Source organism: Nonomuraea sp. AD125B, assembly GCF_041402765.1.
In the GTDB taxonomy this organism is placed as follows: domain Bacteria; phylum Actinomycetota; class Actinomycetes; order Streptosporangiales; family Streptosporangiaceae; genus Nonomuraea; species Nonomuraea bangladeshensis.
In genome coordinates this window covers 274,894-287,888 of sequence record NZ_JBGLOU010000006.1, presented here as the reverse complement: position 1 = coordinate 287,888, position 12,995 = coordinate 274,894, and the positions used below count along the sequence as shown (strand labels likewise).

At 74.4% G+C, this 12,995-nt stretch carries 10 protein-coding genes; 2 read left to right on the top strand and 8 right to left on the bottom strand.

The features are described from left to right. Nucleotides 1–64 precede the first annotated feature (64 nt). The 3 genes from ACBR40_RS18280 to ACBR40_RS18270 form a co-directional block, all read right to left on the bottom strand. The gene (locus tag ACBR40_RS18280; RefSeq protein WP_364444623.1) at nt 65–1,069 is read right to left on the bottom strand and encodes an enolase C-terminal domain-like protein; all 1,005 of its coding nucleotides are present in this window, start codon (nt 1,067–1,069) and stop codon (nt 65–67) included. A 23-nt stretch (nt 1,070–1,092) separates the two neighbouring features. Then, nucleotides 1,093–2,490, bottom strand: coding sequence for an MFS transporter (locus ACBR40_RS18275; RefSeq protein WP_371249489.1), 1,398 nt, complete (start codon nt 2,488–2,490; stop codon nt 1,093–1,095). A gap of 101 nt (nt 2,491–2,591) precedes the next feature. Next, nucleotides 2,592–3,332, bottom strand: a complete 741-nt coding sequence (locus ACBR40_RS18270) for a TetR/AcrR family transcriptional regulator (RefSeq protein WP_344211982.1) — start codon at nt 3,330–3,332, stop codon at nt 2,592–2,594. Nucleotides 3,333–3,438: 106 nt separating this feature from the next. Here ACBR40_RS18270 and ACBR40_RS18265 point away from each other — a divergent pair, with 106 nt between their 5' ends. Continuing rightward, on the top strand, nt 3,439–4,887 hold the full coding sequence (locus ACBR40_RS18265; RefSeq protein ID WP_371249488.1) for an MFS transporter: 1,449 nt from the start codon (nt 3,439–3,441) through the stop codon (nt 4,885–4,887). A 59-nt stretch (nt 4,888–4,946) separates the two neighbouring features. On the opposite strand, the gene ACBR40_RS18260 is transcribed toward ACBR40_RS18265, so the two are convergent. From ACBR40_RS18260 to ACBR40_RS18240, 5 genes are read right to left on the bottom strand one after another with little or no spacing between them, the layout of a single operon-like run. Next, nucleotides 4,947–6,110 carry a VWA domain-containing protein gene (locus ACBR40_RS18260; RefSeq protein WP_371249487.1) on the bottom strand — a complete coding sequence of 388 codons (1,164 nt, stop codon included), beginning with the start codon at nt 6,108–6,110 and terminating at the stop codon, nt 4,947–4,949. After that, on the bottom strand, nt 6,107–8,404 hold the full coding sequence (locus ACBR40_RS18255) for a DUF5682 family protein (RefSeq protein WP_371249486.1): 2,298 nt from the start codon (nt 8,402–8,404) through the stop codon (nt 6,107–6,109). The genes ACBR40_RS18260 and ACBR40_RS18255 overlap by 4 nt, the downstream gene beginning before the upstream one ends. Continuing rightward, nucleotides 8,401–9,465, bottom strand: a complete 1,065-nt coding sequence (locus tag ACBR40_RS18250) for an AAA family ATPase (protein ID WP_371249485.1) — start codon at nt 9,463–9,465, stop codon at nt 8,401–8,403. Before ACBR40_RS18250 ends, ACBR40_RS18255 begins: the two co-directional genes overlap by 4 nt. Then, nucleotides 9,462–10,853: a DUF5691 domain-containing protein gene (locus ACBR40_RS18245; RefSeq protein ID WP_371249484.1), complete on the bottom strand. Its 1,392-nt coding sequence runs from the start codon at nt 10,851–10,853 to the stop codon at nt 9,462–9,464. Before ACBR40_RS18245 ends, ACBR40_RS18250 begins: the two co-directional genes overlap by 4 nt. 40 nt (nt 10,854–10,893) lie before the next feature. Then, nucleotides 10,894–12,414 (bottom strand): SWIM zinc finger family protein, encoded by a 1,521-nt coding sequence (locus ACBR40_RS18240; RefSeq protein ID WP_371249483.1) that lies wholly within the window; start codon nt 12,412–12,414, stop codon nt 10,894–10,896. Nucleotides 12,415–12,439: 25 nt separating this feature from the next. Between ACBR40_RS18240 and ACBR40_RS18235 the strand changes: the two genes are divergently transcribed. After that, nucleotides 12,440–12,985 carry a cupin domain-containing protein gene (locus ACBR40_RS18235; protein WP_344211996.1) on the top strand — a complete coding sequence of 182 codons (546 nt, stop codon included), beginning with the start codon at nt 12,440–12,442 and terminating at the stop codon, nt 12,983–12,985. Nucleotides 12,986–12,995 lie beyond the last annotated feature (10 nt).

Below are 12,995 nucleotides of genomic sequence, written 5' to 3'. Positions count from 1 at the left end.
AACTCCACCACGTCGGCGCGTCCGCCGGGCCGCCCGGCCGGTACGCGTTCGGCGAACACCGGCCTCAGGCGTGGAAGGTCTCCTTCGCCATCCGGCGCAGGCGGGTCTCGTCGATGTCGTGGCCGAGCCCGGACTGCGTCAGCGGGACGGCGATGACGCCCGCGTTCGCCCCCACGATCGGGGTGACGAGCTGGTTCTGCCGGGGCGGCTGGGTGACGTCGCAGGGCAGCGTGCAGCCGGGCAGGCTGGCGACGGCGACGGTGGCCGCCCTGGCCAGCCCCATCCCCTGGCCGCCCGCGCACTGGATGTCCCAGCCGGCCGCCGCCGCCCGGTCGTGGGCGCGGCGGGCCTCGCTCAGGGACGGGAAGGCCGTGGGCCGCAGCAGCAGCACCCGCGCGGCCCGTACGGTGAGGAAGTCGTCGAGCTCGGCGGTGGAGGCGACCTCGACGGCCACGGAGGCCGTCACCTCGTCCTGGAGCGCGGCGTGGGCGTAGACGTCGCCGGTGGCGAACGGCCGCTCGATGACCTCCAGGCCGTAGGAGTCGAGGGCGACGAGCTGGCCCTGCTCGGTGTAGGCGTTGCCGCAGTCGACGGCGAGGGTCAGCGCGGGGTAGGCGGCCCGGACGGCGCGTACGGGCTCGACGTCCCAGCCGGGACGCACGTCGAGCGTGACGTGCCCGTAGCCGGCGCAGACCTGCTGGTTGACCCGGCTGACCAGGCTCTCCGTGGACGGGTCGGGCGACAGGCGGACGGTGGCCATGAGGGAGGTGCGGGTGCCGCCGATCGCCTCGGCGAGCGGCACGCCGCGCATCCTCGTCCACAGGTCCCAGCAGGCCATGTCGACCGCCGGATCGCCGCTCGGGACGGCGTCGGGGTGCTCCCAGTCGACGCCGATGAGCAGGGCGGCCAGCGTCTCTTCCAGCTTCGACCAGGTCTTGGGCTGAGGGGAGAGCGCTTCGCCCCACCCGGTCATGCCGCCTTGGTCGGTGAGCTTCACGAGCAGGGTCTCCGACCTCCTGCCGTACGGCAGGACGAGCCGGAAGACCTCGAGCTCACGCACGCGCGGCATGTACCCCCCTCTTACGGCCCACTTCAGGGCACGGTCACCTCCATAGTGCCTGCTGTGCGGGACCGGACCAAACGGGGGGCCAGCGCGAACGCCAGCACGGCCAGCGCCACGGCGGTGAGCAGACCGGCCGCGTAGCTGCCGCCGGAGGCCGTGAAGATCGCGCCGCTGGCCGCGACGGCGACCACGGTGAAGACCGACTCGCCGACGCCCACGGCGGCGCTGTTCTGGCCCTCCTCCCCCGGCGCGGACATCTCCAGCACCAGCACCGAGACCGTCGGGTGCAGCATGCCGATGCCGAGTCCGGCGATGGCCATGGCGACGTGCGCGAGCGCCAGCGGCACCGAGTCCACCAGCACGAGCGTGACCAGCGCGAGGCCGGTCGCGAGCAGGGCGGCTCCGCCGCGGACCGCGAGCAGGTTGCTGATCCGGCCGCGGCCCTTGAGCCAGGAGCCGGTGGACCAGCCGAGCGCGCCGACCGTGAGGACGATGCCGGCGGCGGTGGCGCTGAGCCCGCGCTCGTTGATCAGCATGAGGGGGATCAGCACCTGGGCGGCGGTGAGCGAGCCGAACGCCAGCCCGCGCAGCACCGGCGCGCTCGGCAGGCCGGGCGCGGCCCGCAGCGAGCCGGTCGGCAGCAGCCTGGGCAGTGCCACGGCCAGCAGGACGACGCCCGCCGCGAGCAGGGGCAGGCCGGCCAGCTCCAGGGCGCTGCCGTACTGGATGAGCGCGGCGGCCACGGCCGTCACCGCGGCCCAGACCAGCTTGCGGCCGAGAGCGGGGGCGGGGTCGGCGCCCGGCGCGGGCTCTCCGGAGCCTGCGCCGAGGTCGCGGCCGGTGGTGCCGCGCCAGAGCAGCAGCGCCGACGGGACGACGATGAGCGAGACGCCGAGGAAGATCCACCGCCAGTCGGCGTTCTGCACCACGAACCCGGCGATCGCCGGCCCCACCATCGACGGCACCACCCACGCGGCCGAGAACAGCGCGAACACCTTCGGATGCAGCGCGGCGGGGTAGACGCGGGCGACCAGCACGTACAAGGCGACCTGGGTGGCCCCGGCGCCGAGCCCCTGCACGAACCGGCCGGCCACGAACACCTCCATGGTCGGCGCGAACCCCGCCAGCAGCAGCCCGGCCACGAACGTCACCACCCCGGCCGCGATCGGTTCGAGCGGCCCGCGCCGGTCGCTCCACCGCCCGCCCAGCACGGTCGCGATCACGCTGGCCGCCAGGGTGGCGCTGAAGGCCAGGTTGTACAGGGGCATGCCGTCCAGCTCGCGGGCCACCACCGGCATGGCCGTGGCCACCGCCATCGCCTCGAACGCCAGCAGGGTCACGATGGCCACGAGCCCGAAACTCAGCGCACGGTACGGCGCCGACACCACGCCGGCCGGGGCCGGCTTCTCCTCAACGATCGTCGTCATGCCGGTCACGCTAGGGCGAAGGCACAGCTCAGCACATCGGCCGCTGGTCCTAGCCGCCTCTCGGCACTTGGACCTAGATCAGGCTCTGGACCGGGGCCGGATCAGGCGCCGGGCATGCGGTTCTCCAGGCCGTCGAGCATCAGCTCCAGCCCGTACATGAAGCGGTTCTCGCCGTCGTCGGCGACCAGCTCGTCGATGTGCTGGTGCAGGTGCGGGAAGGTGGAGGCGGGCAGTGCGCGGTAGTAGGTGGCGATCTGGCCGGAGAACCGCTCGAAGTACTCCTGCGGGTCGGTCAGCCCGGCGGCGCGCATCCTGGCGCGGTGCAGGGAGCCCTCGTAGGCGTCGCCGATGAGGTAGAGCGAGAGGCGGTCCATGACCAGCGACGCCTCCCTCGGGTGCATGCCGGCCTCGATGAGCAGCCCGTAGACGAACTCGCCCGCGCGCAGGGAGTTGGGGCCGGTGGGGATGCTCGCCAGCGCCGCGCGGGCCACGTCGGAGTGGTGGCCGAGGACGCGGTGCACCTCCAGGCAGTACGCGCGCAGCTGCTCCTTCCAGTGGGCCGCGTCGCGCTCGGGCAGCCGGATCTCGCCGAGCACCCGGTCGTAGATCAGCTCCAGCAGCTCCTCCTTGTTCGCGACGTGCGCGTACAAGGACGCGGGGCCGGTGTCGAGCTCCTGGGCGACGCGCCGCATGCTGAGCGCCTCGAACCCCTCGTCGTCCAGGATCCGCAGCCCGGCCTCGACGATGAGGTCCTGGCTGAGCTGGCGCTTGGGCTGCGGCTGCCGGCGTGACTTGCGCCAGGGAGGGGCGGGCACGCCGTCGGTCGTCCTCGTCCGGTCCATACCGAACACTGTACTTGACACGAACGGTGTTCGCTACTAAAACGGTGTTCGTGACGAACACCGTTCGTTCCGCAGAACACTGTTTCATCCGTCAGGAGTTACCAAGATGACCGTCACCGCCTCCCAGGAGACAGGCGAGGCCCAGGGCTACCGGTGGCGATGGGTCGCGCTCTTCGTGATCCTCGCCGCCGAGGTCATGGACCTGCTCGACGCCCTGGTCACCACCATCGCCGCCCCCACCATCCAGCGCGACCTGGGCGGGAGCGACAGCCTCGTGCAGTGGCTCGGCGCCGGCTACACGCTCGCCATGGCCGTCGGCCTCATCACCGGCGGCCGGCTCGGCGACCTCTACGGCCGCAAGCGCATGTTCCTCATCGGCGCCTTCGGCTTCACCGCGGCCTCGCTGCTGTGCGGCATCGCCGTCAGCCCCGAGATGCTGATCGCCGCACGGGTGCTGCAGGGCCTGTTCGGCGCCGTGATGCTGCCCCAAGGGCTGGGCCTGATCAAGGAAATGTTCCCGCCGCACGAGATGGGCAAGGCGTTCGGCATGTTCGGGCCGGTCATGACCATCTCGTCGGTCGGCGGCCCGGTGCTGGCCGGCTGGCTCGTCGACGCCGACTTCTTCGGCACCGGCTGGCGCATGATCTTCCTGATCAACCTGCCGCTCGGCCTCGCCGCCGCGCTCGCCGGGATCCGCTTCCTGCCCGAGTTCCGCCTGTCCAACGCCACCCGGCTCGACCTCGGCGGCGTCGGGCTGGTCTCGCTCGCCGCGCTGCTGCTCATCTACCCGCTCATCCAGGGGCGCGAGCAGGGCTGGCCCTGGTGGACGTTCGCGTCCATGGCCGCCTCGATCGTGGTCTTCGCCGTGTTCGCCCGGTACGAGACCCGCCGCGCCGCCTCCGGCAAGGACCCGCTGGTCGTCCCCGGCCTGTTCCGCAAGCGCGCCTTCACCGGCGGGCTCGTCGCCGGGCTCGCCTTCTTCACCGGCATGATGGGCATCGGCCTGGTCTTCGCCCTCTACACCCAGATGGGGCTCGGCTTCTCCCCGCTCAAGGCGGGCCTCGCCGGGCTGCCGCAGGCCGTCGGGGGCGTGGTCGGCTTCGGCCTGGCGATGTCCGGGCTGCAGGAGAAGCTCGGGCGCGGGCTGCTGCAGATCGGCGCGACCGTGATGGGGGCGGGGGCGGCCGTGCTCGCGCTCACCATCCACTTCGCCGGGCTCGACGTCACCGTCTGGCAGCTCGCCCCCGGCCTCGGCCTCGTCGGCATCGGCATGGGGCTCACCATGGCGCCGTTCTTCGACATCGTGCTCGCCGGGGTCGAGCCGCACGAGTCCGGCTCGGCGTCCGGGACGCTGACCGCCGTGCAGCAGCTCGGCGGCGCGCTCGGCAGCGCCCTGCTGGGGACGCTGTTCTTCAACCTGCTCGCCGACCAGTGGGGGTTCGGTGCCTCGATGGAGGTCACGGTGTGGGTCGAGGTCGGGCTGCTGGTGCTGACGTTCGCGCTGTCGTTCCTGCTGCCGCGGCACGCCCATCCCGACCAGGAACCCGCCCACTGAGCCCCGCCGGCCATGAGGACGGCAGGGCGGACGGCAGGACGGGCGGCAGGGCTGTGGGATCAGGCTCCGAAGGTGTGCTCCGCCCAGCGGCCGATGTCGCGGCGCTCGATCGCCGCCGCCATCAGCCCGGGAAAGGCGTCGGGGGTGCAGGCGAACGCCGGCACCCCCATCGCGGCCAGCGCGGCGGCGTTCTCGTGATCGTAGAAGGGCGCCCCCTCGTCGGACAGCGCCAGCAGCACGATCACCTGCACGCCGGCCTCCTTCATCGCCGCCACCCGGCGCAGCATCTCCTGCCGGACGCCGCCCTCGTACAGGTCGCTGACCAGGACGAAGATCGAGTCGGCCGGACGGGTGATGAGGCCCTGGCAGTAGGCGACGGCCCGGTTGATGTCGGTGCCGCCGCCGAGCTGGGTGCCGAACAGCAGCTCCACCGGGTCGTGCAACTGGTCCGTGAGGTCCACCACCGCCGTGTCGAACACCACGAGCGACGTCCGCAACGACCTCATCGAGGCCAGCACCGCCCCGAACACGCTTGAGTACACCACCGACGCCGCCATCGACCCGCTCTGGTCGACGCACAGCACGACCTCCCGCTGCACCGCCCGCCTGCGCCGGGCGTAGCCGACCAGCCGGGACGGGACCACCGTGTTGCGGTCGGGCAGGTAGTGCTTGAGATTCGCCCGGATCGTACGGTCCCAGTCGATGTCGGCCGTCCGCTTCGGGCGGTGCGTGCGCGCCGAGCGGTCGAGCGCGCCCGCCACCGCCGCCCGCGTCCGCTGCGCCAGCCGGCGCTCCAGCTCCGCCACCACCGTGCGGACCACCGCCCGCGCCGACTCCCTGGCCTGGTCGGGCATCACCTTGTTGAGCGCGAGCAGGGTGCCGACCAGGTGCACGTCGGGCTCCACGGCCTCCAGCATCTCCGGCTCCAGCAGGAGCCTGGTGAGGTTGAGCCGCTCGATCGCGTCCTTCTGCATCACCTGGACGACCGTGGCGGGGAAGTAGGTCCGGATGTCGCCGAGCCAGCGCGCCACGCGCGGGGCCGACGCCCCCAGCCCGCCCTCTCTGCCGCCGCCGGTCCCGGCGCTGCCGCCCTCGCCGTGGTCGTAGACGGCGGCGAGGGCGGCGTCCATGTGGGCGTCGTCCCCCTGCAGCCCGAACCCGACCCCGTCGGCGTCGCCGCCTCCCAGCACCAGCCGCCAGCGCCGCATCCGCTCGTCGTTCATCGTTCCCCCTCGGTGGTGCGGGCGGGTGTGCGGCCGATGATCGACAGGACGGTGGCGACGGCGCCGGCCGCGCGGCGGTCGTCCAGGTCGTGGGCGTCGTCCCGGTCCCGTTCGCGTCCCGCCGAACGCAGGCGCTCGCCGATCGAACGGCGCTCGGGGGCGGCGAACGCGCCGAACGTACGGCGCAGCAGCGGCAGCACGTCGGTGAACTGGTCGCCGGACAGCCCGGTGAGCCAGCCGTCCACCAGGGAGAGCAGCCGAGGGTCGTGCACCAGCAGCAGGCCTCCCCCGCTCAGGAAACCCTCCACCCAGGATGCGGCCCGCGCCGGCGCCTGTCCGCGGGACATGGCCCGGGACATGCGGTCGCCGGCGTCGTCGAGCTCGCCGCAGTCGAGGAGGATCCGGGTGAGCCGGCCTTCGATGAGGCCGTGCAGATCCTGCCGGTCGCTGAGCCCACGCAACGTCGCCAGCCAACGTTCCCGCTCCCGTCCCCCCTCGGGCCGCTCGACGGGCTCCGCATGTTCCGTCCCGTCCACGTGTTCGGTGAGGAGGGCGACGGCGGCGTGGACGGCGTCGATGTGTTTGAGCAGGTCGGCCGCGGCGTCGTCGTCCAGGCCGGTCACGGCGACCGGCAGCCCGATCCTGATCCGGTCCAGCATCGAACGGACGATCACCGCCAGCCCCTCGGCCGGAGTGCCGCGTACGTCGCCGTACCGGTGGGCGCGGACCATCGCGGGCAGTGCCGCCATGAGGTGCGTGACGTCGGTGTCCAGGGCGGCCCGCGCCGACAGTGCGGCAAGCACGGCGGGCAGCGCGTCCGGCAGGTCGGCCAGCAGGCAGTGCTCGACCAGCGCCGTCAGCTCCGCCAGCGCCGCCGAGCCGCCCCCGGCGCGGTCGGCGGCCCGCCGCGTGGCCGCCGCCGCGACGGTGGTGCCGAGCGCGGCGTGCTCGATGAGCGCGAGATCGTGCTCCGGCCGCCACCGCAGGGTCCACGTCTCGCGGAAGGTGCCCTTGCCGCGCGCCTGCCCCGGCGTGCCCCAGCCCACCTCCAGCAGCCGCAGCCGGTGCAGCAGGTGGCTGCGTTCGAGGTCGAGGGGCTTGCGCAGGTCGAGGTCGAGCTCGCGGTCGAGCGCCTCGGGCCGCAGCCGCAGTCGCCGTTGCTGGTCGCGCAGGTCGCGCTGGAGCGGCACCATCGGCACGCCGTCCGGTACGCGGCCGAGCCGGTCGCCGACGACCAGCCGCCGCTGGATCAGCTCCACCGCCAGGTCGTCGCCCTCGCACAGGACCGCTCGTGCCGCCTCGGTGACCTCGCTCAGCCCGGCCAGGGGCCGGCCGCGGAGCGCGGCCAGGCTCTCGGCGAGCCGTACGGACTCGATGACGTGCGCGGACGACACCGCGAGCCCTTCGCCGCGCAGCACCCCGGCCGCCTCGGCCAGCCACCGCTCCACCGGGTGGTCGGGCACGGTGAAAAGGTGGTGGTACCAGCCCGGCGAGGTGACGCCCGCGCCGTAGCCACTCCAGGAGGCGAGCCGGCCGTACGTCCACGGCACCCAGGTCAGCTCCACCTTCACCTTGGGCAGGCCGCGCAGCAGCGCGTTGTCGGCCGCGGCGGACGGCTGCGGGCCGGTGAGCGCGGGCACGTGCCAGGCGCCGCAGACGACCGCGACGCGGGTGTGGCCCTGTTTGAGCGCGGCGCGGACGGTCCTGCGCATGTGGGCCTCGCGCCTGGCCTCCCGCTCGTCGGGCACGTGACCCTCGCGTACGGCGGCCATGGCCTCGGCGATCACCTCGAACCAGGGCGCCGGCGCTTCGGCGGTGGGGCCGGGCCGGTGCTCGACGACGTCCTCCCACCAGCGTTCCGGGTCGTCGTAGCCGGCCGCGGCGGCCAGTGCGCCGATGGGGTCGGCCGGTCGTGCGGCGGTCGGCTGGTCCTCGCCGCCTCGCGGGTCCTCGGCCAGGGTGTGCGCGGCCGGCAGGTCGCAGAAGCGCACCGGTACGCCGGCCGACACCCCGTACAGGATCGCCTGCCACTCCGGCGAGAACCCGGCGAACGGCCAGAACGCCGCGCGCGACGGCGCTCCCGGCACGTGCGCCAGCAGCGCGACGGGCGGGTCGAGACCAGGGGCGAGGCGGACGAGCGGGTCGGCCTCGGGCGGCCCCTCGATGAGGATCGCGTCGGGGCGCAGGCGTTCGAGCTCGGCGCGGACGGCCCTGGCCGAGCCCGGCCCGTGGTGGCGCACGCCGAGCACCGTCACGCGCGCCTCCCCCACCACCAGCGCTCCGGACGTGGTCATGTGGCCTCGCGGCAGGCTCGGTAGAAGTCGCGCCAGTCGGAGCGCTCGCGGACCACGGTCTCCAGGTATTCGCGCCACACCACCCGGTCGGACACCGGCTCCTGCACCACGGCCCCGACGATGCCCGCGGCGACGTCGGCCGGGCGCAGGACGCCGTCGCCGAAGTGGGCGGCGAGCGCGATGCCGCTGGTCAGCACGGAGATGGCCTCGGCCGTGGACAGCGTGCCGCTCGGCGACTTGAGCTTGGTGCGCCCGTCCTCGGTGACGCCCATGCGCAGCTCGCGGAAGACCGTCACCACCCGCCGGATCTCCTCCAGCCCCGTGGCCGTCTCCGGCAGCTCCAGCGAGCGCCCGAGCTGGGCGACGCGCCGGGCGACGATGTCGACCTCCTCCTCGGCGGTCGCCGGCACCGGCAGCACCACGGTGTTGAAGCGGCGGCGCAGGGCGCTGGACAGCTCGTTGACGCCGCGGTCGCGGTCGTTGGCGGTGGCGATGACGTTGAAGCCGCGTTCGGCCTGCACCTCGCGGTTGAGCTCGGGGATCGGCAGCGTCTTCTCCGAGAGCACGGTGATCAGCGCGTCCTGGACGTCGGACGGCATGCGGGTCAGCTCCTCGACCCTGGCGATGCGTCCCTCGGCCATGGCCCGCATGACGGGCGACGGGGTGAGCGCGTCGAGCGAGGGGCCCTCGGCGAGGAGGCGGGCGTAGTTCCAGCCGTAGCGTACGGCTTCCTCGGCGGTGCCGGCCGTGCCCTGCACGAGCAGCGTGGAGTCGCCGCTGACGGCGGCGGCGAGATGCTCCGACAGCCACGTCTTGGCGGTGCCGGGCACGCCGAGCAGCAGCAGCGCGCGGTCGGTGGCGAGCGTGGCGACGGCGACCTCGACGATGCGGCGGGGACCGATGTACTTGGGGCTGACGCGGTCGCCGTCGCCCAGCACGTAGGTGGTGACCGCCCACGGCGACAGCCGCCAGCCCGGCGGCCGTGGCCGGTCGTCGTCCTTGGCGAGGAGGGCGAGCTCCTCGGCGTACTGGTCTTCCGCGTGCGGGCGCAGAACGGTCATGGGTGCTCCTTCGTCGGTCTCATGACCGGGGCGCTGTCGGACATCTCGGGCAACAACTCCTTGTGCAGGTCGGCGCGGAACCGCAGCAGGGCCGCGACCTGCTGGATCGGCTCGACCGGCGAATAGCTCTCGGCCAGCGGGAACAGCGCGGGGTCGATGTGCTCGCCGGCCAGCTTGACCAGCTCGCCGAGGTTCCACGGCTGTGTGGCCGACACCTTGACGATCTTGTGGAGGACGGCCGTGGCCAGCTCCTCCTTCCACGGGGACGACACGCCGCCGAGCACCATGATGAGCTGGCTGTCGGGTTCGTGGCCGCGTACGAAACCGGCCGCCAGGTCCTGCTGCTCCTGCGGCGGCAGCGACACCAGCAGGTCGGCGATCGGGTCCCAGCCGAACATCGCCCGCGCCCAGGCGGGGTCGCGCTGGAGCACGGCGGCGCGTACCCAGGCGGTCCTGACCTCGGCGTCCCAGTCAGGAACGCGCATGGCCAGCAGCCGCTCGGGCGGGTGGCCCCATGCCGCGAGAGGGGCGCGGGAGATGAGCTGCTGGAGCCACCAGGCGCGCTCGCCGAGGCCGCGCGGGGGCTTCGGACGGATGCCGTCGCGTTCCATCGCCTTGTCGCACGCCTCGGGGGCCTCGATGACGATGACGTCGCCGGTGACGGTGACACACGACCGCAGCCGCTCGGCCATCCGCCGCGCCATGCGGGAGGCGGGGAGGCGGGTGAGGAGGTTGGCGGCGGTCTGGCGTACTTCGCGGCGGCGGTCGTCGAGCGCGGCCTCCAGGAACGGCTCGTCGGCCATGCTCAGCCCGTCGGCCAGCAGCGCGACGAACTCGGCCCGGTCGTCCGGGGTCTCGCGCTCCCACGTGCTCTCCAGCAGCAGCCTCGCCTCGCCGGGGTCGGCCGCGCGCAGCGCCCGCAGGTGGGCGCGGCGGTCGGCGGGGCCGCCGAGCTCCCAGGTCTCGCCCGTGGGCTCGGCCAGCAGGTAGGCCCACGCCGGGTTGAGCGCGGCCAGCCACCTGCCGCGCCGCCCGGCCAGCACGCCGAGGTGCGCCCGGATGGAGCCGTCGCGCCGGCCTCGGTCGAGCAGGTCGGGCAGCATGCGCGGAGGGACACGGCGGCCGGTCGCCGCGGCGGCGGCCAGCCACTCGGGCAGCAGCCGCTCGTGCTCGCCGCCCAGGATGCGGGCCAGGCGCTCGGCCGCCTGCCGTCCGACGGCCGGGCGGTCCTCGGCGGGCGCGGGGTCCGGAGGCGCGAGCGGGCCGAGGCGCCGCCCCGCCCGCAGGCGCGCCACCTCTACGGCCGCGTCCTCCAGCAGCACACCGTGGTACGGCCGCCGATCGGTGCCCACGAGCGCCGCCGACGTCAACTCGTCCCACCGGCTCACCGAGCCCCCTCCCTCACTGCTCGCACCGGCCCTCGTACGCTCACAGGATCACCGCCGTGCCGTCGTCGTCCCAGGTGGTGAGGGGGCGCAGGCCCCGCGGCGTCCACTCGGCCGCCACCGTGAGCGGATGGCCGCCCGACACCGCGAGCAGTCGCCAGGGGTCGTGGGCGGCGGGGTGCAGCGGGAGCCCGCCGAGCGCGGTCCGCTCGGGGACGACGTCCGTCAGCACCACCGGCCACGACTCCACCCACGGGTCCTCCGCCACGGCGCTGGCGACCTCCTCCAGCGCCTCCTCGGGCGGGCCGCCGGGCGGCGGGCCGGCGGCGGGGACGGTGCCGTGCCGGTCGGCGACCAGGGCCCGCAAGGGGGCCGCGCCGGGGTAGAAGGCGACGTCGGCGTCGAGGGTGATGCCCGTGACCAGGGAGGCGTCCAGCGGCTGGCCCTGCGGCGCGAACGACAGCACCAGCGCGGCCCGCCCGCTGCGTCGCCCGCGCAGCCACACGCGGCGCGCGGTCAGGCGGTCCTGCACCTCGTCGCGGCGGCCCAGGACGTCCCAGTGGTCGCGGTGGGCCGGGCCGGCCAGCACCTCCTCCCGGGTGACGGGGAATCCGGCGCGGATGAGGACGGTACGGGCCAGCGGAGCGGGCAGCTCGGCGCGCCGCCGGTAGGCGACGGCGAGCAGGTTGATCAGCGCGTACTCGGCCAGCAGCCGGCCCGGCCAGTCGTCGCCCGCCCGCACCTGGGCCAGCCGAGACACCATGCCCGCGACGCCGGGGGCCTGCGCGTCGATGAGGCGTTTGGCCAGGCCGTCCCACTCGTGCTCGGCCGCTCCCGCGAGGCCCTGCCTGACCTGGTCAGCCAGCCACCGCTCCACCTCGGCCAGCCCCGCACCCACCCGCCCATGCCGCACCGACTCCGCCCCAGAGGGCTGCCGCGCCGGCCCCACCTCGACCCCATCGGCCGGCTGCTCGGTCCCTACCTCGGCCTGCCGCCCTGCCCCGGCTTCGGCGAGTTGCCGCTCCGACCCGACCTCCGCCTCGTCGGGGCGTCGCTCAGGCCCCGACGAGGCCCCGGCGGCCTGCCGCCTCAGCGCCCCGTCAACCCGCTGCTCCGGCCCCAGTCGATCCTCGGCGGGCCAACGCTCCGGCGCCGGTTCGGGCTCGGTGGGGGGCTGCGCCGGGGGTCGGGTGGAGGTTGCTCGGGCGGTGCGGGCGGTGAGCCACTCGGTGGCCCAGGCCGGGGCCTGGGTTCCCTCCGGGAGGGCGTCGCCCGCCCACAGCAGCAGCAGCCCCAGCGCGTGCTTGCAGGGGAACTTCCGGCTGGGGCAGGTGCAGCGGTAGGCGGGCCCGGTCAGGTCGACGCACGCCAGGTAGGGCGTGGCGCCGCTGCCGCGGCACGCGCCGTAGAGAAGCGCGCCGGCCACGCCGCGCACCTGCCATTTCCCGGGCGACGCCACGCCCTGCGCGGCCTTGCGGGAGGCGGCGTCGGGGGCGAGGGCGAGCACCTGATCACGGCTCCACCGTTCGATCACCCGTCGCAGACTAGCCACTCCGACCGACATTTCGCGGCCCCCTAGACTCGGCCGGGTGGAGCTCAAGACCTACCCCGACGGGCCGTCCGTCCACGTCGCCGACGAGGCCGCCGCGCTGGCCGCCGGCCTGCCCGGACAGCTCGTCCTCGACGGCACCCGCTTCCTGCGCAGGGACGTCACCGGCGCCCCGGTCGCGTTCGTCGAGCGCCCGCCCGTGGCCGCCGCCCTGGACCTTCTCCCCCACCCGGAGGGCGGGTGGTTCAGGGAGACCTGGCGTACGGGGGTGACCTTCGAGCCGCCCGGCTACGCCGGTCCCCGCGCCACCGCGACCGGCATCTACTTCCTGCTCAACCCGGGCGAGGAGTCCGTGCCGCACGTGGTGAAGTCGGACGAGGTCTGGCTGTGGCACCGGGGCGGGCCGCTGGAGCTGACGATCGGCGAGCGCACGGTCGTCCTGGGGCCGCGGGTCGAGGACGGCGAGGTCCCGCAGGCCGTCGTCCCCGGCGGCGTCACGCAGTCGGCCCGGCCGGCGGCCGGCGAGCCGGTGCTGGTGAGCTGCGTCGTCTCGCCGGGCTTCGACTTCGCCGACTTCACGGCCTGACGCCGCCGAG

Excerpts from the sequence above, each read along its gene's own strand:
- ACBR40_RS18280 (WP_364444623.1), bottom strand. The coding sequence starts at position 1,069 with ATGCCGCGCGTGCGTGAGCTCGAGGTCTTCCGGCTCGTCCTGCCGTAC.
- ACBR40_RS18275 (WP_371249489.1), bottom strand. The coding sequence starts at position 2,490 with ATGACGACGATCGTTGAGGAGAAGCCGGCCCCGGCCGGCGTGGTGTCG.
- ACBR40_RS18270 (WP_344211982.1), bottom strand. The coding sequence starts at position 3,332 with ATGGACCGGACGAGGACGACCGACGGCGTGCCCGCCCCTCCCTGGCGC.
- ACBR40_RS18265 (WP_371249488.1), top strand. The coding sequence starts at position 3,439 with ATGACCGTCACCGCCTCCCAGGAGACAGGCGAGGCCCAGGGCTACCGG.
- ACBR40_RS18260 (WP_371249487.1), bottom strand. The coding sequence starts at position 6,110 with ATGAACGACGAGCGGATGCGGCGCTGGCGGCTGGTGCTGGGAGGCGGC.
- ACBR40_RS18255 (WP_371249486.1), bottom strand. The coding sequence starts at position 8,404 with ATGACCACGTCCGGAGCGCTGGTGGTGGGGGAGGCGCGCGTGACGGTG.
- ACBR40_RS18250 (WP_371249485.1), bottom strand. The coding sequence starts at position 9,465 with ATGACCGTTCTGCGCCCGCACGCGGAAGACCAGTACGCCGAGGAGCTC.
- ACBR40_RS18240 (WP_371249483.1), bottom strand. The coding sequence starts at position 12,414 with ATGTCGGTCGGAGTGGCTAGTCTGCGACGGGTGATCGAACGGTGGAGC.